The 20,585-nt window shown below is 71.6% G+C and carries 25 protein-coding genes and 1 tRNA gene; 17 read left to right on the forward strand and 9 right to left on the reverse strand.

The annotated features are described in order from the left end of the window. The first annotated feature begins 58 nt into the window (after window positions 1–58). The 9 genes from ACGFN2_RS17430 to ACGFN2_RS17470 all read left to right on the forward strand — a co-directional run bounded on the left by ACGFN2_RS17430 (window position 59) and on the right by ACGFN2_RS17470 (window position 6,076). Window positions 59–415 (forward strand): hypothetical protein, encoded by a 357-nt coding sequence (locus ACGFN2_RS17430; RefSeq protein ID WP_311626120.1) that lies wholly within the window; start codon window positions 59–61, stop codon window positions 413–415. Window positions 416–417: 2 nt separating this feature from the next. Next, complete coding sequence (locus tag ACGFN2_RS17435; RefSeq protein ID WP_393361086.1) at window positions 418–1,773, forward strand: FtsK/SpoIIIE domain-containing protein; 1,356 nt, start codon at window positions 418–420, stop codon at window positions 1,771–1,773. An 81-nt stretch (window positions 1,774–1,854) separates the two neighbouring features. Continuing rightward, entirely contained in the window at window positions 1,855–2,523 is a 669-nt protein-coding gene (locus ACGFN2_RS17440; RefSeq protein WP_393361089.1) for a DUF2637 domain-containing protein, read from the forward strand. An 18-nt stretch (window positions 2,524–2,541) separates the two neighbouring features. Beyond that, the gene (locus tag ACGFN2_RS17445; protein ID WP_393361092.1) at window positions 2,542–2,733 is read left to right on the forward strand and encodes a mobile element transfer protein; all 192 of its coding nucleotides are present in this window, start codon (window positions 2,542–2,544) and stop codon (window positions 2,731–2,733) included. A gap of 17 nt (window positions 2,734–2,750) precedes the next feature. Further along, window positions 2,751–2,906 (forward strand): hypothetical protein, encoded by a 156-nt coding sequence (locus ACGFN2_RS17450; protein ID WP_328547736.1) that lies wholly within the window; start codon window positions 2,751–2,753, stop codon window positions 2,904–2,906. Between the two features lie 23 nt (window positions 2,907–2,929). Then, a complete protein-coding gene (locus ACGFN2_RS17455; RefSeq protein WP_393361095.1) occupies window positions 2,930–3,238 on the forward strand; it encodes a SpdD-like protein in 309 nt (102 codons plus the stop codon). An 89-nt stretch (window positions 3,239–3,327) separates the two neighbouring features. Continuing rightward, a complete protein-coding gene (repSA, locus tag ACGFN2_RS17460) occupies window positions 3,328–4,740 on the forward strand; it encodes a replication initiator protein RepSA (RefSeq protein WP_393361098.1) in 1,413 nt (470 codons plus the stop codon). After that, a complete protein-coding gene (locus tag ACGFN2_RS17465) occupies window positions 4,737–4,925 on the forward strand; it encodes an AlpA family transcriptional regulator (RefSeq protein ID WP_109891876.1) in 189 nt (62 codons plus the stop codon). The genes repSA and ACGFN2_RS17465 overlap by 4 nt, the downstream gene beginning before the upstream one ends. Beyond that, window positions 4,925–6,076, forward strand: coding sequence for a tyrosine-type recombinase/integrase (locus ACGFN2_RS17470; protein WP_393361101.1), 1,152 nt, complete (start codon window positions 4,925–4,927; stop codon window positions 6,074–6,076). Before ACGFN2_RS17465 ends, ACGFN2_RS17470 begins: the two co-directional genes overlap by 1 nt. Before the next feature lie 68 nt (window positions 6,077–6,144). Here the strand turns inward: ACGFN2_RS17470 and ACGFN2_RS17475 are convergent. From ACGFN2_RS17475 to ACGFN2_RS17485, 3 genes are all read right to left on the reverse strand, one after another. Next, window positions 6,145–6,220 (reverse strand) — tRNA-Arg (locus tag ACGFN2_RS17475). Between the two features lie 191 nt (window positions 6,221–6,411). Next, window positions 6,412–6,729 carry a hypothetical protein gene (locus tag ACGFN2_RS17480; protein ID WP_393361104.1) on the reverse strand — a complete coding sequence of 106 codons (318 nt, stop codon included), beginning with the start codon at window positions 6,727–6,729 and terminating at the stop codon, window positions 6,412–6,414. Further along, window positions 6,729–6,926 (reverse strand): hypothetical protein, encoded by a 198-nt coding sequence (locus tag ACGFN2_RS17485; RefSeq protein ID WP_393361489.1) that lies wholly within the window; start codon window positions 6,924–6,926, stop codon window positions 6,729–6,731. The genes ACGFN2_RS17480 and ACGFN2_RS17485 overlap by 1 nt, the downstream gene beginning before the upstream one ends. 67 nt (window positions 6,927–6,993) lie before the next feature. Here ACGFN2_RS17485 and ACGFN2_RS17490 point away from each other — a divergent pair, with 67 nt between their 5' ends. After that, window positions 6,994–7,674: a TetR family transcriptional regulator gene (locus ACGFN2_RS17490; RefSeq protein WP_393361107.1), complete on the forward strand. Its 681-nt coding sequence runs from the start codon at window positions 6,994–6,996 to the stop codon at window positions 7,672–7,674. Window positions 7,675–7,782: 108 nt separating this feature from the next. Here the strand turns inward: ACGFN2_RS17490 and ACGFN2_RS17495 are convergent, their stop codons facing one another. Next, complete coding sequence (locus ACGFN2_RS17495; RefSeq protein ID WP_393361110.1) at window positions 7,783–9,030, reverse strand: M6 family metalloprotease domain-containing protein; 1,248 nt, start codon at window positions 9,028–9,030, stop codon at window positions 7,783–7,785. Window positions 9,031–9,375: 345 nt separating this feature from the next. On the opposite strand from ACGFN2_RS17495, the gene ACGFN2_RS17500 reads away from it, so the two are divergent. Next, the gene (locus ACGFN2_RS17500; protein ID WP_393361460.1) at window positions 9,376–10,050 is read left to right on the forward strand and encodes a TetR/AcrR family transcriptional regulator; all 675 of its coding nucleotides are present in this window, start codon (window positions 9,376–9,378) and stop codon (window positions 10,048–10,050) included. A 165-nt stretch (window positions 10,051–10,215) separates the two neighbouring features. Continuing rightward, window positions 10,216–11,754: an MFS transporter gene (locus tag ACGFN2_RS17505; protein ID WP_393361113.1), complete on the forward strand. Its 1,539-nt coding sequence runs from the start codon at window positions 10,216–10,218 to the stop codon at window positions 11,752–11,754. 165 nt (window positions 11,755–11,919) lie between these two features. On the opposite strand, the gene ACGFN2_RS17510 is transcribed toward ACGFN2_RS17505, so the two are convergent. After that, the gene (locus ACGFN2_RS17510; protein ID WP_362602685.1) at window positions 11,920–12,417 is read right to left on the reverse strand and encodes a MarR family transcriptional regulator; all 498 of its coding nucleotides are present in this window, start codon (window positions 12,415–12,417) and stop codon (window positions 11,920–11,922) included. Window positions 12,418–12,596: 179 nt separating this feature from the next. On the opposite strand from ACGFN2_RS17510, the gene ACGFN2_RS17515 reads away from it, so the two are divergent. Next, window positions 12,597–13,364, forward strand: a complete 768-nt coding sequence (locus ACGFN2_RS17515; RefSeq protein WP_393361463.1) for a DODA-type extradiol aromatic ring-opening family dioxygenase — start codon at window positions 12,597–12,599, stop codon at window positions 13,362–13,364. A gap of 64 nt (window positions 13,365–13,428) precedes the next feature. Here ACGFN2_RS17515 and ACGFN2_RS17520 read toward each other — a convergent pair whose 3' ends face one another. Beyond that, on the reverse strand, window positions 13,429–14,481 hold the full coding sequence (locus ACGFN2_RS17520) for a questin oxidase family protein (RefSeq protein ID WP_393361116.1): 1,053 nt from the start codon (window positions 14,479–14,481) through the stop codon (window positions 13,429–13,431). A 211-nt stretch (window positions 14,482–14,692) separates the two neighbouring features. Here ACGFN2_RS17520 and ACGFN2_RS17525 point away from each other — a divergent pair, with 211 nt between their 5' ends. Beyond that, window positions 14,693–15,238 carry a pyridoxamine 5'-phosphate oxidase family protein gene (locus ACGFN2_RS17525; RefSeq protein WP_393361119.1) on the forward strand — a complete coding sequence of 182 codons (546 nt, stop codon included), beginning with the start codon at window positions 14,693–14,695 and terminating at the stop codon, window positions 15,236–15,238. Window positions 15,239–15,258: 20 nt separating this feature from the next. On the opposite strand, the gene ACGFN2_RS17530 is transcribed toward ACGFN2_RS17525, so the two are convergent. The 3 genes from ACGFN2_RS17530 to ACGFN2_RS17540 all read right to left on the reverse strand — a co-directional run bounded on the left by ACGFN2_RS17530 (window position 15,259) and on the right by ACGFN2_RS17540 (window position 17,167). Further along, window positions 15,259–15,771, reverse strand: a complete 513-nt coding sequence (locus tag ACGFN2_RS17530; protein WP_393361122.1) for a PPOX class F420-dependent oxidoreductase — start codon at window positions 15,769–15,771, stop codon at window positions 15,259–15,261. An 88-nt stretch (window positions 15,772–15,859) separates the two neighbouring features. After that, the gene (locus ACGFN2_RS17535) at window positions 15,860–16,438 is read right to left on the reverse strand and encodes a hypothetical protein (RefSeq protein WP_393361125.1); all 579 of its coding nucleotides are present in this window, start codon (window positions 16,436–16,438) and stop codon (window positions 15,860–15,862) included. Window positions 16,439–16,564: 126 nt separating this feature from the next. Then, window positions 16,565–17,167 carry a GNAT family N-acetyltransferase gene (locus tag ACGFN2_RS17540; RefSeq protein WP_393361128.1) on the reverse strand — a complete coding sequence of 201 codons (603 nt, stop codon included), beginning with the start codon at window positions 17,165–17,167 and terminating at the stop codon, window positions 16,565–16,567. Window positions 17,168–17,350: 183 nt separating this feature from the next. Here ACGFN2_RS17540 and ACGFN2_RS17545 point away from each other — a divergent pair, with 183 nt between their 5' ends. The 3 genes from ACGFN2_RS17545 (at window position 17,351) to pfkB (ending at window position 20,409) form a co-directional block, all read left to right on the forward strand. Beyond that, window positions 17,351–18,352, forward strand: a complete 1,002-nt coding sequence (locus ACGFN2_RS17545) for an RNA polymerase sigma factor RpoD/SigA (RefSeq protein WP_393361131.1) — start codon at window positions 17,351–17,353, stop codon at window positions 18,350–18,352. A gap of 333 nt (window positions 18,353–18,685) precedes the next feature. Continuing rightward, on the forward strand, window positions 18,686–19,465 hold the full coding sequence (locus ACGFN2_RS17550) for a DeoR/GlpR family DNA-binding transcription regulator (protein ID WP_393361134.1): 780 nt from the start codon (window positions 18,686–18,688) through the stop codon (window positions 19,463–19,465). Continuing rightward, window positions 19,462–20,409, forward strand: coding sequence for a 1-phosphofructokinase (gene pfkB, locus ACGFN2_RS17555; protein ID WP_393361136.1), 948 nt, complete (start codon window positions 19,462–19,464; stop codon window positions 20,407–20,409). Before ACGFN2_RS17550 ends, pfkB begins: the two co-directional genes overlap by 4 nt. Window positions 20,410–20,585 lie beyond the last annotated feature (176 nt).

Below are 20,585 nucleotides of genomic sequence, written 5' to 3' on the forward strand. Positions count from 1 at the left end.
TCATGTCACTCATGTACATGAGTGACGGAGTTCAGCGTCTATAGAGGAGTGATCCGTAGTGCGTCAGATCCCCGTCGACACCTCCGCCGCGACCGTGATGGTCGCGAAGCAGCCGCAGATCAAGGTCAAGGACCGCCGTACCGGTGAGGTCGCCCTCGACGCCGAGACCGGGGCGAAGCTGATGACCGTGGACGTGATGTTCGCCGCCAACGACGCGGTGGAGATCCTGTCCGTCACCGTCCCCGAGGGCGGGGTCTCCGGTGAGCTGGGCATGGGCACTCCGGTGGCGCTGACCGGCCTCATCGCCCGGCCGTGGGAGAACGAGTTCAACGGGCAGAAGCGGCACGGCATCGCGTTCCGTGCCGTGGCGGTCACCTCGCTCGCCGCCGGTGGCTCGCAGGCCGAGGCGGCCTGATCATGGCCCGCCTCTCGGTCGTACTGCTGCTGGTCGTCGCCACCGCGCTCGTACTGCGGTGGCGGCGCCCCGCCTGGTACTGGATGACCTTCGGGGTCGTCCTCGCCGCGCTGCGGGTGTTAGCCCGGTACGCCTCGGTCATGGACGCCTGCGGCCTGACCGTCCCGCCCTCGCGCTGGCGGCTCGCCCTCGCCCGTATGACCGACCGCCCGGCCCCCGAGTCGCGCGCCCCACGCATCCTCCGTCTCCGGCCGACCCGTACCGGGCTCGTCCTGCGGCTCAAACTCCGGCCCGGCCAGGACGCATTCGATGTCTCCGCCGCCACCGATCGGCTGCGGCACTCCTTCGGGATGTACGGCGTCACCGCCCGGGAGATCCGCTCCGGGGCCGTCGAACTGCGGATGACAGGCTACGACGTGCTCAAGCGCGTGCAGATGCCTGGCAAGATCGACCGCGCTCCGATGCGCGTACCCGTCGCACTGCGCGAGGACGGCTCGGTCCACTACCGCGACTATCGCACTGTCCCGCACGGGCTCACTCTCGGGGCCACCGAGTCGGGCAAGTCCGTCTACCAGCGCAACCTGGTGGCCGGCCTCGCCGCTCAGGACGTCGCCCTCGTTGGTATCGACTGCAAGCAGGGTGTCGAGCTGTTCCCGCTGGCTCGCCGCTTCTCCGCGCTCGCCGACAACCAGGACACCGCTCTCGATCTGCTCGAAGCCCTGGTCTCGCACATGGAGTCCGTCTATCAACTCGTCCGCGAGGAACAGCGCATCAGTGTGAACGTCCCGGACGCGGAGATCGCTGCCGACATCTGGGATCTGGCTGAGGACCTGCGTCCCAAGCCCGTTGTGGTCCTGGTGGACGAGGTGGCCGAACTCGCTCTCTTCGCCTCCAAGGAGGAGGAGAGGCGCCGGGACCGGATCATCACCGCGCTCGTCCGCCTGGCCCAGCTCGGCCGTGCCGCCGGCATCTACCTGGAGATCTGCGGCCAGCGCTTCGGCTCCGAACTCGGCAAGGGCATCACGATGCTTCGGGCCCAGCTCACCGGCCGTACCGCTCACCGGGTCAACGACGAGACCAGTGCCAATATGGCCTTCGGCGACATCTCCCCGGACGCCGTACTGGCCGCTATCCAGATACCCGCAGACGCCCCCGGCATCGCCATCGTTGGTGACTCGACCGGTGGCTGGTCCCGCATCCGGGCCCCGCACACCTCGCTGCGCGAGGCAGTGAACCTCTGCAACAAGTACGCCGACCGCACGCCGGACCTGCCCGTGCTCGCGCCCTTCCGGCCCGCCGTCGCCCCGCCGGCCTCCGCCGCCGTATCGCTCACAAAGGCGTCCACCGCGACTGCCTGACCCTCCCGCTCCAAGGTCGGCGCCACCTCTACGCGCCAGGTCCCTACCCCCTCCATGCCAGATCCCGGAAGGAGAACCGTCATGGGACGCATTCGCCCGGACCCCGTTCTCGTACAAGCCGTCATTGCCGGAGCGCTCTCCTTCGCCCACCTCCACGACCTGGCCGCCGCTGCCGGACAGGACGGCTGGAAGGCATGGGCCTACCCGATCAGCGTCGACCTGCTACTGGTCGCGGCCTGGCGGCGACTCCGCAACGACGGCTCGTCCCGGCTCGCCTGGTGCTGGTTCCTGATCGCCCTGGTGGCCTCGCTCGGCGCCAATGTCGCGACCGCTGGCTTCCTCGATCTCCGGCACCCGCCCGCCTGGCTCCGCTTTGGCATCGCCGGATGGCCGGCGCTCGCCTTCCTCGGCGGGACCCTGCTGGCCCATACGCGGAGTGCAGCTGAAGCGGCCGATCCCGCCCGGCCAGCCGACGTGACGCCGGCACCCGCTCGGGTCCCGGCAGCTGAGCCTTCGGACGTACCGGCCGAGTTGGAGGCCGTCGACCTCCCCGCACCTGAACCACCCACCGAACCGTCCCAGCCGGCACCAGCACCCGCGCCCGTCCCGGCCGCGCTCATCGCCCACGCCCGCAAGGTCGCCGACGAACACCGCGCTCGGACCGGGGACCGGATCGACGCCGACACCCTGCGGGTCCGCCTCGGCGTCCCGACCCAGCTCGCCGACTCCATCGCCGCCCAACTCACCTGACCAGCAAGGAGAACCACCATGCCCGCTCGCGACCACTTCCACTCCGTCATGCGGATCGGTCCCGTACAGATCGGCACCCACCGCGACCGCCACGGCCGCACCAAGCACGCCGCCGTCTGCACCGCCGACCGCTGCGGTTGGTCGGCCGACTTCTCCAGCCGCTCGGCCGCCCAGCTCGCCGCCCGCACCCACCGCTGCTCCGTCCGCTGAACGACCGAGGAGACCTCATGGACGTCCCGCTCTGGCTCGCTCTGATCGCCGTCGGCTACCTCGGCATCAAGCTCATCCGCCCGCCCTGGTGGCTCGTAGCCGTGTTCCTCCTCGGCGGCTACCTCCTCGCCGACAGCTTCCTGGCCTCCGCCATCAACACAGCCGTCAAGTAACGCCCGAAGAAAGGAGATCCGCCATGTTCCGTCCCAAGGTCCCGACCAACCCGACGCCGACCGGGCTCGCCATCCAGCCCTCCGTCGAACCGATCGCCACCGTGCGGCGCACCTCGCCGCCGGCCCCGGTCGCTCAGTCCTCGACCCGCCCCGCGGTTCAGCTCACCCCCGGCACCGCGCTCGCCGTCGTCGGCGGCGGCACGGCCGTGGTCCTGGTCGTCGGCACCGTCCTGGTCTCGATGCTCCTGGCGGTCGCCATCACCGGGGTGTCCGTCGCCGTCTGCGCGGTCGCCCTCCGCTCGCTGCTCGCCTCCGGGCGCTCGCACCCCTGACCGGCCCCCGGGCGGCCTCAACCGCCAAGTCTCCGCCGCCCGGGAGCCGTGCTCCTGCCCGAACCACAGATCCGGAAGGAACCCCCATCATGACCGACCGCACCCACGTACGTGGGAGGTCGCCGGTGCCTGAGCCGCTCCTCGACCCGACCACCCTCGGCGACCTGCTGAGGGTGGCTTCGGCCCCCGACTACGACCGCTGGGCAGACCAGATCCACCGCACTGGCGGCTGCTCCGACCCCATCCACCTCACCGGCTGGACCCTCACCAAGGACCGCACGTCCGGCAAGACCCTGCACCACTACTCGACCGCGTCCGAGCCCGGCGGCCGACTCCGCCTGGCCTGCGGCAACCGCCGAGCCTCCCGCTGCCCCGCCTGCGCCTGGACCTACGCCGGGGATACCTACCACCTCATCCGCGCCGGCCTGGCCGGAGACGACCGCCGCGACATCCCCACCGCCGTCCGGGACCACCCCCGCGTCTTCACCACCCTCACCGCCCCCTCCTTCGGCCCCGTGCACAACCGGCCCGACCGAGGCGTCTGCCGCTGCGGCACACAGCACCACACGGACGATCCGGCGCTCGGCACCGCCCTGGACCCCGAGACGTACGACTACGCCGCCGCAGTCCTGTTCAACAACCACGCGGGCGACCTCTGGCAACGCTTCACCACCCGACTCCGCCGCGAACTGGCGACCCGCGCCGGCCTGACCCAACGCGACCTCAAGGAATCCGCTCGCCTCTCCTACGGCAAGGTCGCCGAGTTCCAAAAGCGCGGCGCCCTGCACTTCCATGCCGTGATCCGCATCGACGGACCGGACGGCCCCGGAACACCGCCGCCTTCCTGGGCGAGCGCCGACCTACTGACCGATGCGATCCACGCCGCCGCCACGCACTCCTACACCTCGGTCACAGCCCCGGCCGCGGGGGACCAGCCCACCCGGACCTTCCGCTGGGGCACGCAACTGGACGTGCGACCGGTCAAGGCATTCGGCAACGGCACCGACATCACCGAGCAGGCGGTGGCCTCCTACGTGGCGAAGTACGCGACCAAGGCCGCCGAGACGACCGGCAGCCTCGACCGCCGCATCGGCGAACTCGCCGAACTGGACCACCACCAGGTACCCGAACACACCCGCCGCCTGATCACGGCGTGCAAGACCCTGGACTCGCTCTACCCCGACCGCCGCCTCTGGGCCTGGGCCCACATGCTCGGCTTCCGCGGCCACTTCTCCTCCAAGTCCCGCCGCTACTCGACCACCCTCGGCGACCTCCGTACGGCACGCGCCGACTTCCGCGCCGCCCAAGAACGCCAAGCCCTCGGCCTCGAACGCCCGGAGCCGGACACCGTCCTCGTCCTGACCGACTGGCAGTACGCCGGCCACGGCCACACCCCCGGCGAAGCCACCCTCGCCGCCACCATCGCCCGCGACATCCAGACCAACCGCGACACCGCACGCCAAGCACGCGCCGAACTCGAAGCCGAGGAGGACTGGACATGACCACCGACACCAGCCAGTTGCTGACCGTGCCCGAGGTCATGGCGCAGCTCAAATTCGGCCGCTCCAAGGTCTACGACTTGATCCGCTCCAAGCGCCTTATCTCCATCACCGAGGGCCGCGCCCGCCGCATCCCCGAGAACGCACTCCAGGACTACATCCGCGACCGGATCGAGGAGGCCGCCTGATGTCGCACCAGCGCAAGCGCAACCCCAACGGCGCCGGCACCATCACCAGGCGCAAGGACGGCCGCTACCAGTGCGCGGTCTACGTCCTCCAGCCCGACGGCACTCGCGCCCGCAAGTTCGCCTACGGCAAGACCTGGGCCGAGTGCGACACCAAGCGGCGCGAGCTCCTCGCCAAGGTCGACAATGGCATTCCCGTTCCCACACGTTCCGCGAAGCTCGCCGAGTGGCTGCCGTACTGGCTCGACAGCATCATCAAGCCGCGTCGAAAGCCCAGTACCTACGACAAGTACGAGGCTCACGTCCGCCTCTACCTGGTGCCAATGATCGGGGCCAAGCGGCTGGAATCGCTGGGCGTCGCTGATGTGCGCCGATTCCTCGCACAGCTGGAGAGGAAGACCACGGCCGCGACGGCCAAGGAGTCGCACCGCGTCCTGCGAACCGCGCTGACTTCCGCCTGTCGGGAGGAGCTGATTACCAGGAATGTGGCCGGCTTGGTCGAACCTCCACGTGCAGCGTCGCGAAAGCTGAGTCCCTGGACGCTCGATGAAACGCTGGACTTCCTTGCTGCTGCCCGGAAGGACCCGTTGTACGCGGCCTTCGTTCTCGCGATCACGATGGGGCTGCGCCGGGGAGAGGTCGTCGGGCTCCGCTGGGCTGACGTCGATCTGGAACAGCGTGTGCTCTACGTTCGCCAGCAGACGCAGCGTCGCCGCGGTGTTCTCTATGACGACGATCCCAAAGGGCGTCGGCGCCGTGCTGTTCCGCTTCCCGCGATGTGCATCGCGCCGTTGCGCTGGCACCGGATGAGGCACGCGAATGCCAAGGAACGCGCGGGGGAGAAGTGGCAGGAGGGCGGCTACGTCTTCACCACTCGGACCGGTCGACCGGTCGAGCCCCGGAATGTCTACCGGTCCTTCACCCGCGTTGCCCAGTCAGCCGGCCTCCGCGTGATCCGGCTCCACGATGCCCGCCACGGCTGCGCGACGATCCTCACGGCTGCTGGCGTCGCCCCGCGTGTCGTGATGGAGATCCTCGGGCACAGTCAGATCAGCATCACCATGGATGTGTACACGCACGTCGTCCAGGACACTCAACGTGAGGCCATCAGCCACATGGACCGGCTGCTCAAGAGGCGCCCAGACCGCGGTTGATCGTCGCCGTTGATGTCATCTCTGGATGTCAAAGACCCCCAACCATGATCGGTTGGGGGTCTTTCCGCTGGTGCCCCCGGCAGGATTCGAACCTGCGACACCCGCTTTAGGAGAGCGGTGCTCTATCCCCTGAGCTACGGAGGCATGGGATGGAACCCCTGACAGGGTAGCTGATGCGTTCGCTGGAGATCGCTTGTGTGGGCGATGTGGGCGATGTGGGCGATGTGGGCGATGTGGGGTGGTGGGTGTGGTTTGGGCCCTGGGGGTGGGGGCGGAGATGGCGGTGGTCCCTGGGGCCACCGCCACCGTTGTGTGTCCTCACGTCCCGGCTGGGGTCAGCCGGTGAGGGACCAGCTGACTGTGCCGTCCGTGGTGATGAGGAGGGCCAGGAGGAGGAGGTCGGTGGCGCCGAGGGTGAGGCCCAGGAGGGCGCGGGCGCGGCGGGTGGTGCCGTGGGTCAGGGCCAGGGTGCCGAGGACCAGGGCGCAGGGGCCGAGGAGGACGTTGAGGACCAGGGTGCCGAGCAGGCCCAGGATGAAGGAGGCCACGGCCATGCCGTCGGCCTGGGCGTGGAGGCGGGACGTGGCCCGGCCGGTGGCGGTCTTGGCCGGCTTTGCCGAGGGGGTGCGCAGGGTTTCGCTGAGCGTGGTCATCAGGAGGTCACCTCGTCGTGGTGGCGGCGTTCGCGGAGGAAGAAGACGAGCAGCCAGCCGGCGATGACGGCGGCCGCGGCGAGGGTGACCGGGACGGGGAGATGTGCCGCGGTGCCCAGCAGGATTCCCATCAGGAGGAGGGCTGCGACGAGGAAGAGCATGATCTTCCTTTCCGATTCCAGAGGACAGTTGTTCACTCAGTTCCTTCAGTCTACGGCCGCCTCCGGGTGGAGTAGTTCAGAGAACGGCTGTTTACTGGATGACATGAGTCACAGTCTTGGAGTCCGGCAGGCCCAGAAACAGAAGACCCGTCAGGCGCTGCTCGACGCGGCGCTCGGGCTGCTGGAGGAGCAGAGCCTGAGCAGCCTCGGGCTGCGGGAGGTCACGCGGGTGGTGGGGGTCGCGCCGACCGCGTTCTACCGGCACTTCAAGGACATGGGGGAGCTGGGTGTCGCGCTGGTCGAGGAGGCGCTGGGGAGCCTGCATGTGATGGTGCGGGCGATCCTGGCCGAGCAGGACGCGGCGGAGGAGCGGATCGACCGGACGGTCGCGGTCGTGGAGCAGCATGTGCGCCGGCATCCGCTGCACATCCGGTTCGTGGCGCGCGAGCGGCACGGCGGGGTGCGAGCCGTGCGGCAGGCCATCGCGGGTGAGCTGGACCGGTTCGCCGAGGAGGTCGCGGCGGCGCTGAAGTCCCAGCCGGTGTCGGAGGGCTGGCGGGATGACGATGTGCGGATGCTGGCCGAGTTGTATGTGGACCGGCTGGTGGCGACGGCCGCGGCGCTGCTCGACGCCGAGGCGGACGGTGCGGAGGGGGCGGCCGAGCAGGTCGTACGGGTGGCGCGCCGTCAGATGCGGCTGATCAGCATCGGCCGCCGGCACTGGCGAGCCGAGGGGAGGGGGAAGGGGAAGGGGAAGGAGGGGGGTGTGGTGTGTGGGGAGTAGAGCGGGGGGCTCGGCGTCGGGGCGGCCCTGTGTTGGGGGCTGGGCTGTTCGGCGGTAGTCGTGGGGCGGATTTGTGTGGTGTGGGCGTGCGTGTGCCGCCGGGTGTGATCAGGCGCGGGCCGGGGTGACTCGTACGCGGAAGGTGCCGTCCGGGTTTTCGGTCAGGACCGTGACGGCTGCGCCGGTGGTGCGGTCCGTGTAGGTGTCGCCGGGGCGGAAGGGGGCGTCGGTCAGTTCCGGGTCGACGTATCTGTTGTCGCGGTAGCAGCCGCCGCTGTGCGGGGTGGCGTCCACGATGCGGAGGGGGCCGCGGCCGGAGGGGACGTGGGTGGCGACGCGGTAGATGAGGACGCCGGGGCGGCAGACCGTCGGGTCCAGGAGGCCGCGGGTGCGGGCCTCGGCCACCAGGGCGGTGTGCGGGGAGGTCGGGATGACGACGATCTTGGTGCCGCCGGGGGCGGCGACCGGGGTGAGGGTGTGCTCGTGGGGCGTCCCGCGGCGCGGTGCGCAGTGCACCTGGCCGGGGGAGAGCCAGCCGAGCTTCCACTTGTGCCAGCCGACGAAGTCGTTGCTCGGGCCCCAGTCCTCGTCCATCGGGTCCCAGTGCCCGGCGGGGGGCGGGGCGTTGCGGCCGTCCGTGAAGTAGAGGTCGGGCAGGCCGAAGCTGTGGGCGTTCTCGTGGTTGAGGACGCGGAAGGCGCTCGCCCCGGACTGCCGGCTCCAGATGAAGGACGCGTTCCGGAACGGCACCCCGTCGGCGGTCCGCAGCCCCATGTCGCCGCCGCTGAAGGTGACCGAGAGGACCGTACGGGTGGCGGGCGGCCCGGCGTTGGGGGTGGCGATGATGTTGATGACGTCGTAGTCGCGGAAGTCGACGAGCGGGTCGACGGCGCGTACGACCTCCCGGGAGAGGGCGTGGTAGCCGCCGTCCGAGGCCGGGTCGAAGCCGGCGCCGCGCTGGATGCGGTACGCGGCGAGCGGCCGGGACATACGGAGCCACCGGAGCAGCGGTCTGGGGCGGTAGGTCAGCCTGCCGTACGAGCTGGTGCGGAAGTAGTCCGTCGCGGCCGGGAAGAACTCGGCGAAGCGGGCGCCGGGCGACATCGTGGCCGGGGCGTCCGGGAAGTCGATGAAGAGGGTGAGTGCCTCTACGGTGCCGGACGAGCGGGAGAAGCCCGCGGGGGTGTCGGCGGATTCGGCGACGTCGTCGCTGATGCCGCGCAGTGCGCACGGGCCGCTGGGCGGGGCTCCGGGCACGGAGGGTATGGCCACGGCGCTGGGCGGTGAGCCCAGGGCTATGGCCGCGGCTGCGGTGGCCGCACCGGCGGCCAGAACCGCGGTTACCTTGTGCCTCATATCGATCACCTTGGTTCGGCGGGTGATCGCTCGCGCGCGGGATTACATCAACCGGAGTCATGGCGGGGCCGGATGGGTCGGGGTGGGCCTGCTCGGGTGTGGGCGGTGGGTGGGGGCCCGGGGAGCGGGCCGCCGTGGGGCTGAGGGAGATGGTCGCCGTGGGGCCCCGTTCCGCCGGGCGGACCGCCGCCCCCAGCTGTGGCGCAGGTCACATGAGGGCGGGAAATATCCGGGGAGGGTGTCCCCGTTTAATCAGACGTCCGGCTGAAACGGGGAGCTGATCCCCGGTTCGCGCCGGAGACCTGAACGGACGAGAGGCGAGAGGAGTGAGCTGCCGTGACTGCCGTGGCCGCAGGTGCGAGGTCCGGGGAGCCGGAGCGGAAGGCCGGGAAGCCGGAGCAGCAGCCCCGGCTGCGGGCCGATGCCGCGCGCAACCGGGAGCGGATCATCGCGGCCGCCCGCGAGACGATGGTCGAGTTCGGGGCCGAGGTCCCGCTCGATGAGATCGCTCGTCGTGCGGGTGTCGGCAATGCGACGCTCTACCGTCACTTCGCCGATCGTCTGGAGTTGATCCACCACGTCACGCTCTCCGTCATGTCCCGTACCGCGGACCGTGCGGAGAGCGCCCTCGCCGAGGAGTCCGATGCCTTCCAGGCGCTGCGGCGCTTCGTCCACGACGCGGTGGAGGAGCGGATCGGGGCGCTGTGTCCGCTGCTCTCCGACGGCGTCGACCGGGATCATCCCGAGCTGGTCGCGGCGCGGGAGCGGCTGGAGGCGGCCGTGGAGGCCGTCATGGCCGCCGCGCGTGACAGTGGCGGGCTGCGGACGGATATCGCCGTCGGCGATCTGATGGTCGCGATCACCCAGCTCACCCGGCCGCTGCCGGGCAGCCGCTGTGGGAACTTCGACCAGTTCGTGCACCGGCATCTGCAGCTGTTCCTGGACGGTCTGCAGACGCCCGCCCGCTCCGAACTCCCTGGCACCGCGGCCACGTTGGACGACCTTAGGCGCCGCTCGTAAGCCGGAGGGGTGCGCGGGGGTCGTCCCGCCGCCCCGGTACCGCCCGTCCCGGCCGAGTGCCTCCCGGCCGCCGACCTCCGATTCCCTCCCGACTCCGTAGTTCCACCGTCCCGCCGTCCCGTCTTCGCTCCTGTTCGCTCACCGCACCAGTAGGTGGATACCGCCATGCCTGAAACCGCCCCGTCCGTCGATCCCCGGCGCTGGAAAGCGCTGATATTCATCGCTCTCGCCCAGCTGATGGTCGTGCTCGACGCGACCATCGTGAACATCGCGCTGCCCTCCGCCCAGCAGGACCTCGGTATCACCGACGCCAACCGGCAGTGGGTGATCACCGCCTACGCGCTGGCCTTCGGCGGCCTGCTGCTCTTCGGCGGCCGCGTGGCCGACCTGTGGGGCCGGAAGCGGACCTTCGTCATCGGGCTCGTCGGGTTCGCGGTTGCCTCCGCGCTCGGCGGGGCCGCGGTCAACCAGGGGATGCTGCTGGGCGCGCGTGCGCTCCAGGGTGTCTTCGGTGCGCTGCTGGCACCGGCCGCGCTGTCGCTGCTGGCGGTGACCTTCACCGAGGCCAGGGAGCGTGCCAAGGCGTTCGGTATCTTCGGCGCGATCGCCGGTGGTGGCGGCGCCGTGGGCCTGATCCTCGGCGGGGTGCTGACCGAGTACATGGACTGGCGCTGGACCTTCTTCGTCAACATCCCGTTCGCCGTGGTCGCCGCGACCGGTGCCCTCCTGGTCATCCGGGAGCCGGCGGAGGGCCGCAACCCGTCCCGGCTGGACGTCCCCGGCGTCATCCTGGCCACCCTCGGACTGGTGTCGCTGGTCTACGGGTTCACCCGCGCCGAGTCGGACGGCTGGCTGGCCGGCCCGACCCTGGGTCTGTTCGCGGCGGCCGCGGTGCTGCTGCTGGCGTTCGTGCTGGTCGAGTCCAAGGTGAAGGCCCCGCTGCTGCCGCTGCGGGTGGTCACCGACCGGAACCGTGCCGGTGTCTACGCCTCGCTGGGCCTGGCCGTGATCGGCATGTTCGGGCTCTTCCTGTTCCTGACCTACTACCTGCAGATCGTGAAGGGCTACACGCCGGTCACCACGGGCCTGGCCTTCCTCCCGATGATCGTCGGCATGATCACCGGCTCCACGCAGATCGGTGCCCGGCTGATGAACCGTGTCCGGCCGCGGCTGCTGATGGCGCCCGGTTTCGCGGTCGCCGCGCTCGGCATGCTGGTGCTGACCGGGATCGATCTGGACACGTCCTACCCCACGCTGATCCTGCCCGGCTTCCTGCTGATGGGCCTGGGCATGGGTACGGCGTTCATGCCGGCCATGTCGCTGGCCACGCACGGGGTGCAGCCGCGCGACGCCGGTGTCGCCTCCGCGATGGTCAACACCTCGCAGCAGGTGGGCGGCGCGATCGGTACCGCCCTGCTGAACACCATCGCGGCCAGCGCCACCACCGCGTACGCGACCTCGCACGCGGCCGGCGCGCGCTCGGCGGATCTGCTCAAGCTCCAGTCGATGGTGCACGGCTACACCACCGCCATCTGGTGGGCGGTCGGCATCCTGGCCCTCGCGGGCGTGATCGCCTTCACCTTCATCAACACCGGGCGGCCGGGCGCCGGTTCACCGGTGGCCTCCTCCGCTGACGGGGAGGGCACGGCCCTGGGCTCGTCCGAGGCGGACGGCGAGATCCAGGTTCCGGTGATGGTGCACTGAGCCTACGGGCGCAATCCCGTACGGGAACCGCATTACGGCTCGTACGGGATGCCCCTACGGGCCGGGCGGGCGGTCCGGGCCGGCCCGTAAGGCATCCCACCGCCCGGTCCCACTCGTCCGCACCGCGCATCCCCGGCGTCGCCCTCCCCCGGCTCCGCTGATCCGTCAGCGCAGCCAGGGGAGGTCGGCGCCTTTCGGCTGCAGTCCCTCGGTCATCACCCGGCAGATCTCGGCCAGTTGGCCGACCTGCTCCGGGGAGAGGCGGTCGAAGATCGCGGAGCGTACGGCGGCGACATGGCCGGGGGCGGCCTTCTCCAGAACCCGCATCCCCTCATCCGTGAGCAGGGCGTTCTGGCCCCGCTTGTCGGAGGGGCAGTTCTCGCGCCGCACCCAGCCGTTCTTCTCCAGGCGCGCGACCGCGTGCGAGAGCCGGGAGCGGGTGATCTTGGCGTTCTGGGCCAGCTCGGTCATCCGCATCCGGCGCCTCGGTGCACGGGAGAGCTGGACCAGCAGGCCGTAATACACGTGCGGCATCCGGGCGTCCCGTTGCAGCTGACGGTCGAGGTGATCCTCCAGGAGCGTGGTGGCATGGAGGTAGCACTGCCAGGCGTACTGCTCCTCGTCGCTGAGCCAGCGCGGCTCGGCTGCGGGTTCGTTGCTCATACCATCCACTCTCTCACCACTCGGAGAGCTATTTAAGTTTTAACAATGTCGCGTTATGCTGCTGAGGTAACGCTTGAACTTTCAAGCACAGGGTGGTGCGGGTGCCGCGGTCCTCCGCACCGACTACTGCCAAGTGTGACGCCGTCGAGCGGTGATCTGGTGAGGTAGCGATGTCCGTGATGCCGGCCCTCTTTCTGAGCCACGGTGCGCCGCCGCTCGCCGACGATCCGTGGTGGCCGGGGGAGCTGGCCGCCTGGTCCGCCGCGCTGCCGCGCCCGCGGGCCGTGCTGATCGTCTCCGCGCACTGGGAGGAGGCCCCGCTCGCGCTCAGCGCCACGGAGACGGTGCCGCTGGTCTACGACTTCTGGGGCTTCCCGGAGCGCTACTACCAGGTGCGCTACCCCGCCCCAGGGGCGCCCGAGCTCGCCGACCGGGTCCGTCGGACGCTGCGGACGGTGGGCATGCCCGTAGTGGACATCCCCGACCGGGGGCTCGATCACGGTGCCTATGTCCCGCTGGTGGAGATGTTCCCGGGTGCCGATGTCCCGGTGCTCCAGATGTCCCTGCCGACCCTCGACCCGCGCCGGCTCCATGAGATCGGCCGCAGGCTCGCACCGCTGCGGGAGGAGGGCGTGCTGATCATCGGCAGTGGTTTCTTCACCCACAATCTGGCCGCGCTGCGGCACCCCGGGGGCGGGACGCCCGCCTGGTCGGCGGAGTTCGACGACTGGGGGCGGCAGGCCCTGGAGGCCCAGGATCTCGACGCCCTCTTCGACTTCATGCACAAGGCACCGGCCGGGCGGCTGGCCCATCCGCGTACCGAGCACTTCGCGCCGCTGTTCGTGACGCTGGGGGCCGCCGACGCGTACGGGCAGCTGGACAGCGTGCGCAGTGTGATCGACGGGTTCCGGATGGGACTGGCGAGGCGGTCGGTGCAGTACGGGTGAGGTGGGCAGCGAGCCGGGTGAGGGGCCGGGCGCGGGGGCCCGCGCCCGAGCGGGGGCGGGCCCGTCAGTCGTCGTCCGGGTCGATCAGTGCGAGGGCGTTGAGGGCCGCCGACAGGGCGCGGGTGTCGCCGTCCCCGGAGGCCGCCGCGACGTCCAGCGCGGTGTCCGCGAACTTGATCGCGTGCTCGTTGCCGTGGGCGACCGCCCGCGCGAACACCTCCTCCGGGGTGATCGTGCCGGCGTCCGGCGCCGGACGCGGGGCGTCCGCGGCGTACAGCGTGGTGAGCGCCGAGGCCGCCGCCCAGGCCACCGCGAACGAGCCCGCCCACAGCTCCCGGGGGAGCGCCGGCAGGGTGCGCAGCACCGCGTTCGGCGCGGTGGCGGCGTGCACCAGCAGGATGCCGTGACCGTGGCCGTGGTCCGCGTAGTTGAGGGTGGCGGCACGTACCAGGGCGGTCAGCCCGTCGCGTGCGGCCTCGGGGTCGTCGGGGACGTACAGCGACTCGGTGGTGCGCAACCAGCCAGGGGTTACGGGCAGTTGGGCGTAGCCGTCCAGGGGGGACGTGGGCCGGCCGGCGACCCGGGGGAGGGCGGCCAGCGCCGCCGCCGGGGTGGCGCTGCCCGACGGGTGCACCGTGGTGGGCAGCGGCAGATGGCGGGCGGCCCAGTAGCCGAGAGCGTGCGCGAACTCCGCGGTCAGCGCCGGGTTCTCGCCCTCCGCCAGCAGGCTGCGTACGGCATGGCCCACGCGGATGACGGGGTGGGTGGCGGCTCCGGCGATGCCCGGCAGCAGCCGTGGCCACCACGCGGCGAGGAGTTCGCGCCAGGGGTGCTCGGCGGTCTGCTCGGTGAAGTAGCGCGTCCAGTCGGTGACCCGGCCTGGATCGCCCAGTGCCTGCCGCCAGTTGGCGTCGGTAATACGGGCCCGGGGGGCCGGTACCTCCTCCAGCTTGGGCGCGTAGCCGTCGAGCCAGCGGTGGACGGTCCGGGCCTGGCCGTTGCGGACCATGGCTTCCACGGCCATCGGCCCGTGGTTGCTGAGGTAGCCGGCGAACTCGGGTCCGGAGGCATGCAGTCGTAACAGGGCCTCGTCGAGCGTGCCGTTCGTCGTGTCCATGGCCCGAGGCTAGGTTCGGCGGGCGGCGCCAGGCATCGGGCCTTCGGCCTACACCGCTGGTCGGCGGCTTACGGCGCTGGTCGTACGGTCGCGGTGGAGGGCGGGCGGTGCGCCGCGGCGCCGCCCCAGGCCCCGGCTCCCGCTGCCCGTCTCCCCACCGGCTTCTCCATACCGGACAGGAGGTGTCGGGTATCGGGGAGAGGGTGCTGCCATGACGGAGAAGAGCAGCGGTAGGGCATACCGGGAGAGCGGCGTGGGCGGGGCGGTCGGCTGGTCGGTGGTGGAGGCAGCGGTACCGGAGCTGGCCGGGCGGGTGCGGGAGCGGTTCGGGGCGTACCGGCACCACGTCCTGGCGACCGTACGGAAGGACGGCGCGCCCCGGCTCACCGGCCTGGAGGCGGACTTCCGTCACGGGGAGCTGTGGCTGGGCATGATGACGGGCTCGCGCAAGGTCTGCGATCTGCGGCGCGACCCCCGGTTCTCGCTGCATGCCAATCCGGGGCCGAGTACGGATCTGGCCGGCGGGGACGTACGGGTGTCCGGGCGGGCGGTGGAGGTGACCGATCCCGGTCCGGTCGCGCGCTATGCGGCGGCGGTGCGGCCGCCGGAGCCGTTCCACCTGTTCCGTGCGGAGCTGACGGAGGTGGTGCGGACGTCCGTCGAGGACCCGTACGTGGTGGTGGAGACCTGGGCGCCGGGCCGGGCGCCGCGCATCATCCGGCGAACGTCCCACGACCCGGCGCGCCAGGTGGAGTGAGGAGGCGGGGCTGCCCGCGCTCAGCCGACGTCGCGGCCCTGTGAGCGGCCGTCGTCCGGTGCGAGGTGCCAGCTGATGACGCGGCGCGGATGGATGCGGAGCACGTCGTTGCTGAAGAAGTCGGGGGCCATCGGGGGCGCGTCGAGGGTCAGCGGCTCGGCGCGGCCGCGGATCTCCACGCCGCGGCCCCAGCCGGGCGCGACCGGGTCGTCGGCGGGGGCCATGTCGTCGATGAGCAGGGAGACTTCGGGGCGGGCCGCCGCGTTGCGGTACTTCTGGGTGCGGCGCATCGTGGGCCCGCCGATGTCGAGGGTGTCGTCGTCGTTCAGCACGAAGCCGACCGGGCGCACCTGCGGGCCGCCGTCCGGGCCGGTGGTCGCCAGGCGGGCCAGCGGCTGGCCGACGAGGTAGGCGCGCTCCGTGGGGGTGAAGACCTGCCCGGGGGTTCCGGGGGCGGACGCCGCCGCGGAGGACGGGCCGGCGGCGTCCGGGGCCGGGGTGCCGGGGGCCGGGGAGGGAGAGGGCGTGGTCATGTCGCCGAGGCTAGGACCTCAAGCGCGGTTGAGGTCAAGGGGTGTGGGGTCGTGTGGCCGCGGCAGGGGCGGCGGCCTCCGCCGGGCGTCAATGGGTGGCCACCGGCAGGCGGTGGGACCGTTCGCCCCGGCGGTGGTGAGGGTGCTCGTGCGGCCGGTGCAGGCCGTGCGGCTCGCGGGTGCGGTGGGTGCGGAAGACGTAGAGGGCGGCCACGAACATCACGGCGCCCATGGTGAAGCCGAAGGCGCACGACTTGAGGATGGCCTCGCCGCCGAGGCTGTAGACCCAGCCCATCGAGCAGCCGAAGAGCGTGCCGTAGGCGGCCGCCCGGGTCTCGGTGATCAGGGTCGACTGGAAGTGGACCACGATCAGGCCCAGCGCCCCGGACACCACGGCCCCGGAGAGCCCGTACAGCATGGCCGGGCCGCCCTTGATGCCGGCGGTGTGGGTGCGGAAGATGATGAAGCAGCCGAAGGCGAGCGCCGTGATGACCGGCAGTGAGACGGTCGCGGGGATGTGCCTGGCCCGCTCCTTCATGCCCATCGTCCCGGCGGTTCGCGGGGACTTCTCCAGGCTGCGGGTGGCGGCCGTCGCGCCGTGTTCGGTTTCGACCGTGCCGTGGGAGCGGGCGGCCCTCGCGCCGTGCCGCTGGGCGTGCTGGTCCATGGCGGGCTCCTCTCGGTTTCCCCCGCGGCCCCTTCTGTCCAGGCGACACCCGGGCGCCGCCCGCGGCAACCGGAACGGGCGGTGGCGGGGCCGGGAGCGGCGCGAACGGCCGGTTGACCCGTGGGGTCAGCCCAGGTCCTTCTGGTACCAGGCCACGTCCCAGTAGCGGCCGAACTTGCGGCCCACCTCCGTGAACGTGCCGATGTGCCGGAAGCCGAAGCGGGCGTGGAGGCGCCGGGAGGCCTCGTTGGGCTGGGTTATCCCGGCGTAGGCGCGGTGCACGTCCTCACCGGCCAGCGCCTCGAACAGGGCCCGGTAGAGCAGCGTGCCGATGCCGCGGCCGCCCGCGTCCGGGGCGCAGTAGACGGTGACCTCGACGGACGGGCCGTAGGCGGCCTTCGGGCGGAACGCGCTGCTGGTCGCGTAGCCGAGCAGCGCCCCGTCCGGGCGCCCTGCCCCGCCGGGGGCCGCCGCGGCTATGGAGGGAGCGGGCGGCGGCCCGTTGTGCGGGTTTTTCGTCCGTTCTGTCGCCTCTTGGGCAACCAGAAGACGGTGCGGGCCGTCTTGGGGGTGGGAGAGCAACCACGGGCGGCGCTGTTCCGGAGTGAAGGGCTCCAGGTCGAATGTGAGGGAGGTCTCACGGATGAAGTGGTTGTAAAGATCTGTGAGGGCCGGAAGGTCCGCCTCCACGCCCGCTCTGACCTGCACTTCCCCGTGCTGTTGCCGCATGTGACCTCCTAGAGGGAGGCGCAGGGTACTGCATGATCAGAAAAATAGCGGGGCCGCCTGGGAATTCTGTCCGGATTCCAGCCGTTGTTTCCTTCGGACGGGCCACTCGGCAAGCATCGGTATTCGATCACCACTGGCCCGCCCACCGTCCCGCGACCGACTCATCGCAAAGGGAGCACACGCATGGCAACCCGTGCCGTCGCCCGCCGTCAGGAAAGCCGCAGCGGTTCTGACGGGGCCAACAGTGTTCGCGCCGTAGGCGGGGAGATCGCCGACCGCGACCTGGTCGGCATGTACCTCGACGAGATCGCGCGTACGCCACTGCTCGACGCGGCCAAGGAGGTCGAGCTGTCCCAGACCATCGAGGCGGGCGTCTACGCCCGGCAGATCCTGGACGGCGAGGTCACCGACGGCAATGCCGCGGGGGCCGACCGCGAGGAGCTGGCGGCGCTGGTCGAGGAGAGCGACAAGGCCAAGGACATCTTCATCCGCTCCAACCTCCGCCTCGTGGTGGCGGTCGCCCGCCGCTACCCGCGCGCCGGGCTCCCCCTGCTGGACCTGATCCAGGAGGGCAACGCCGGTCTGGTACGCGCCGTGGAGAAGTTCGACTACACCAAGGGCTTCAAGTTCTCGACGTACGCGACGTGGTGGATTCGCCAGGCCATCACCCGCTCCATCGCCGACCAGTCGCGCACGATCCGGCTGCCCGTGCACCTCGTCGAGGAGCTGGGCCGGATACGCCGGGTGCAGCGCGAGTTCAACCGTGAGAACGGCCGTGACCCGGAGCCGGCGGAGGTCGCCGGCGAGCTGGGCTCCACGCCCGCCCGCGTCACCGACGTCCTGGACTGGGCGCGCGACCCGGTCAGTCTCAACATGTCGGTGGACGACGACGGCGACACCCAGTTCGGTGACCTGCTGGAGGACACCTCCGCGGCCTCGCCCGAGCAGTCCGTGCTCACGCTGCTGCGCAGTGAGGAGCTGGAAGACCTGATAGACCGTCTCGATCACCGCACCGCCTCGATCATCAAGGCCCGCTACGGCATCGAGGACGGCCGCGAGCGCACGCTGACCGAGGTCGGCAAGCAGCACGGCCTGACCCGTGAGCGCATCCGCCAGATCGAGAAGCACGCGCTGCTGGAGCTGAAGCGGATGGCGCATGACACGGGATTCGACGCGGCCGCATAGCGAGCGCGCGGGTGCGCGCGCCGAGATCCGAGGCCCGGTCCGTGACGGACGAGCCCCGACGCCCCTTCCGGCGTCGGGGCTCCGTCGCGTCCGGGGCCCGCGGGGGTAGGTAGCACCGCCGGCCACATGGGGAGGCCGCGCGTCCGCAGCGGCCGCCCCGCATCCACCCCGGCGACCCCTCCCGCATCCACGCCGGCCGCCCCGCACCCGCACCCGCCTCCCTCCCCATGTCTGTTTGAGTCCGATCGAAGCCCGGATCTGTTTACTTTAGGGATATGCGGGCGTAGCATCCCGCGGAAACCACAGGCTCGGGCATGGAACGGACACACGCTGATGTACGCACCGGAGCGCCAGCAGGAGATTCTGCGGCTGGCCCGTGAGAGCGGCCGGGTCGATGTGCTCTCCCTCGCGGACGAGTTCCAGGTCACCGCCGAGACCGTGCGGCGCGATCTGAAGGCCCTGGACCGGGCCGGTCTGGTGCGCCGGGTGCATGGCGGAGCCATCCCGGCCGGCCGGCTGGACTTCGAGCCCGACCTCGCCGAACGGGACGCCGTCGCCGCCGACGAGAAGCAGCGCATCGCCCGCGCCGCGCTCGCCGAGCTGCCCGGCGGTGAGGGCGCCGGCAGCTCCGGGAGCGTGATCTTGGACGCCGGCACGACCGCCGCCCGGCTCGCCGCCGAGATCCCGCTGGAGGCCGAGCTGACGGTCGTCACCCACGGTCTGCCGGTCGCCGCGCGGCTCGCCGACCACCCCGGGCTCACCCTCCACCTCGTCGGCGGCCGCATCCGGCACCGTACGCGGGCCGCGGTCGACGACTGGGCGCTGCGCGCCTACCGCGAGATCAACGCCGATGTGCTGTTCCTCGCGACCAACGGCTTCTCCGCCGACGGCGGCCTGACCACCCCCGACCTCGCGGAGGCCGCCGTCAAGCGGACGCTGATCGCCGCCGCCCGCCGGGTCGTCCTCCTCGCCGACTCCGCCAAATACGGGCAGCAGCACTTCGCCCGCTTCGGCGAGCTGTCGGACGTGGACGTCCTCATCACCGACACCGGGCTGAGCCCCGACGACGCCCTCGCCATCGAACGCGCGGGCACGGAAGTGGTACGCGCATGATCCTCACCGTCACCCCCAACCCCAGCCTGGACCGCACGTACGAGATCCCGGCGCTGGACCGCGGGGCCGTGCTCCGGGCCACCGCCGACCGGGTCGACCCCGGCGGCAAGGGCGTCAATGTCTCGCGCGCGGTCGCCGCCGCCGGACACCGCACCGTCGCCGTCCTTCCGGTGGGCGGAGCCGCCGGTGCGGCGCTGGCCGGGCTGCTGGGCGCCGAGGGCATCGAGGTGGCGGGCGTTCCGGTGGCCGGGCAGACCCGCGCCAACATCGCGGTCGCCGAACCCGACGGCACCCTCACCAAGATCAACGCGACCGGGCCCGAGCTGACCGCCGAGGAATCGGAGGCGCTGCTCGCCACGGTCGGCGAGCGTTCCGTGGGCGCCGACTGGATCGCCTGCTGCGGCAGCCTGCCGCGCGGCCTGGCCCCCGAGTGGTACGCGGAGCTGGTCGCCCGCACCCACCGGGCCGGCGCCCGGATCGCCCTGGACACCTCGGGACCCTCGCTGACCGCCGCGCTGCGCGAACGCCCCGACGTCGTCAAGCCGAACGCCGAGGAGCTGGCGCAGGCCGTCGGCCGCCCGCTCACCACCCTCGGCGACGTGGTCAAGGCCGCCGAGGAACTGCGCACCTGGGGAGCCCGCGCCGTACTGGCCTCCCTGGGGGCGGACGGCCAGCTCCTGGTCGACGCGGACGGCGCCTTCTTCGGCAGCGCCCCGGTGGCCGCCGTCCGCAGCAACGTCGGCGCGGGCGACGCCTCGCTGGCGGGCTTCCTCACGGCGGGCGGTACGGGACCGGGGGCGCTGGCCGTCGCACTGGCCCACGGCGCGGCCGCCGTCCAGCTGCCCGGCAGCCAGATGCCGACCCCGGACGACCTGGACCCGGCCGCGGTCCGGACCACCGACGCGGTGCCGTTCGACCGCCCGCTGACGGAGCCGGTGCCGTGAGCACCGTGCGCCGGGCCGCTGCCGTGAGCATCGCGCGCCGGGCCGCTGCCGTGACCGCCGCGTACAGAGCGGTGGTTGCCGGGTCCGCGACGCATCCCCGCGTCCCCTCCGCCGTTGCCCCGGCCCCCGCCGGGCGGCGCCTCAGCCACCCCCCGTCCCGTCCCACCCGCCCGCAC

The sequence above is a fragment of the Streptomyces sp. NPDC048612 genome, from assembly GCF_043199295.1.
Classification (GTDB): Bacteria; Actinomycetota; Actinomycetes; order Streptomycetales; family Streptomycetaceae; genus Streptomyces.

Bases quoted from the DNA above. Each gene is read 5' to 3' on its own strand.
- ACGFN2_RS17435 (WP_393361086.1), top strand. From the start codon at position 418: ATGGCCCGCCTCTCGGTCGTACTGCTGCTGGTCGTCGCCACCGCGCTC.
- ACGFN2_RS17440 (WP_393361089.1), top strand. From the start codon at position 1,855: ATGGGACGCATTCGCCCGGACCCCGTTCTCGTACAAGCCGTCATTGCC.
- ACGFN2_RS17445 (WP_393361092.1), top strand. From the start codon at position 2,542: ATGCCCGCTCGCGACCACTTCCACTCCGTCATGCGGATCGGTCCCGTA.
- ACGFN2_RS17450 (WP_328547736.1), top strand. From the start codon at position 2,751: ATGGACGTCCCGCTCTGGCTCGCTCTGATCGCCGTCGGCTACCTCGGC.
- ACGFN2_RS17455 (WP_393361095.1), top strand. From the start codon at position 2,930: ATGTTCCGTCCCAAGGTCCCGACCAACCCGACGCCGACCGGGCTCGCC.
- repSA (WP_393361098.1), top strand. From the start codon at position 3,328: ATGACCGACCGCACCCACGTACGTGGGAGGTCGCCGGTGCCTGAGCCG.
- ACGFN2_RS17465 (WP_109891876.1), top strand. From the start codon at position 4,737: ATGACCACCGACACCAGCCAGTTGCTGACCGTGCCCGAGGTCATGGCG.
- ACGFN2_RS17470 (WP_393361101.1), top strand. From the start codon at position 4,925: ATGTCGCACCAGCGCAAGCGCAACCCCAACGGCGCCGGCACCATCACC.
- ACGFN2_RS17480 (WP_393361104.1), bottom strand. From the start codon at position 6,729: ATGACCACGCTCAGCGAAACCCTGCGCACCCCCTCGGCAAAGCCGGCC.
- ACGFN2_RS17490 (WP_393361107.1), top strand. From the start codon at position 6,994: ATGAGTCACAGTCTTGGAGTCCGGCAGGCCCAGAAACAGAAGACCCGT.
- ACGFN2_RS17495 (WP_393361110.1), bottom strand. From the start codon at position 9,030: ATGAGGCACAAGGTAACCGCGGTTCTGGCCGCCGGTGCGGCCACCGCA.
- ACGFN2_RS17505 (WP_393361113.1), top strand. From the start codon at position 10,216: ATGCCTGAAACCGCCCCGTCCGTCGATCCCCGGCGCTGGAAAGCGCTG.
- ACGFN2_RS17510 (WP_362602685.1), bottom strand. From the start codon at position 12,417: ATGAGCAACGAACCCGCAGCCGAGCCGCGCTGGCTCAGCGACGAGGAG.
- ACGFN2_RS17515 (WP_393361463.1), top strand. From the start codon at position 12,597: ATGCCGGCCCTCTTTCTGAGCCACGGTGCGCCGCCGCTCGCCGACGAT.
- ACGFN2_RS17520 (WP_393361116.1), bottom strand. From the start codon at position 14,481: ATGGACACGACGAACGGCACGCTCGACGAGGCCCTGTTACGACTGCAT.
- ACGFN2_RS17525 (WP_393361119.1), top strand. From the start codon at position 14,693: ATGACGGAGAAGAGCAGCGGTAGGGCATACCGGGAGAGCGGCGTGGGC.
- ACGFN2_RS17530 (WP_393361122.1), bottom strand. From the start codon at position 15,771: ATGACCACGCCCTCTCCCTCCCCGGCCCCCGGCACCCCGGCCCCGGAC.
- ACGFN2_RS17535 (WP_393361125.1), bottom strand. From the start codon at position 16,438: ATGGACCAGCACGCCCAGCGGCACGGCGCGAGGGCCGCCCGCTCCCAC.
- ACGFN2_RS17540 (WP_393361128.1), bottom strand. From the start codon at position 17,167: ATGCGGCAACAGCACGGGGAAGTGCAGGTCAGAGCGGGCGTGGAGGCG.
- ACGFN2_RS17545 (WP_393361131.1), top strand. From the start codon at position 17,351: ATGGCAACCCGTGCCGTCGCCCGCCGTCAGGAAAGCCGCAGCGGTTCT.
- ACGFN2_RS17550 (WP_393361134.1), top strand. From the start codon at position 18,686: ATGTACGCACCGGAGCGCCAGCAGGAGATTCTGCGGCTGGCCCGTGAG.
- pfkB (WP_393361136.1), top strand. From the start codon at position 19,462: ATGATCCTCACCGTCACCCCCAACCCCAGCCTGGACCGCACGTACGAG.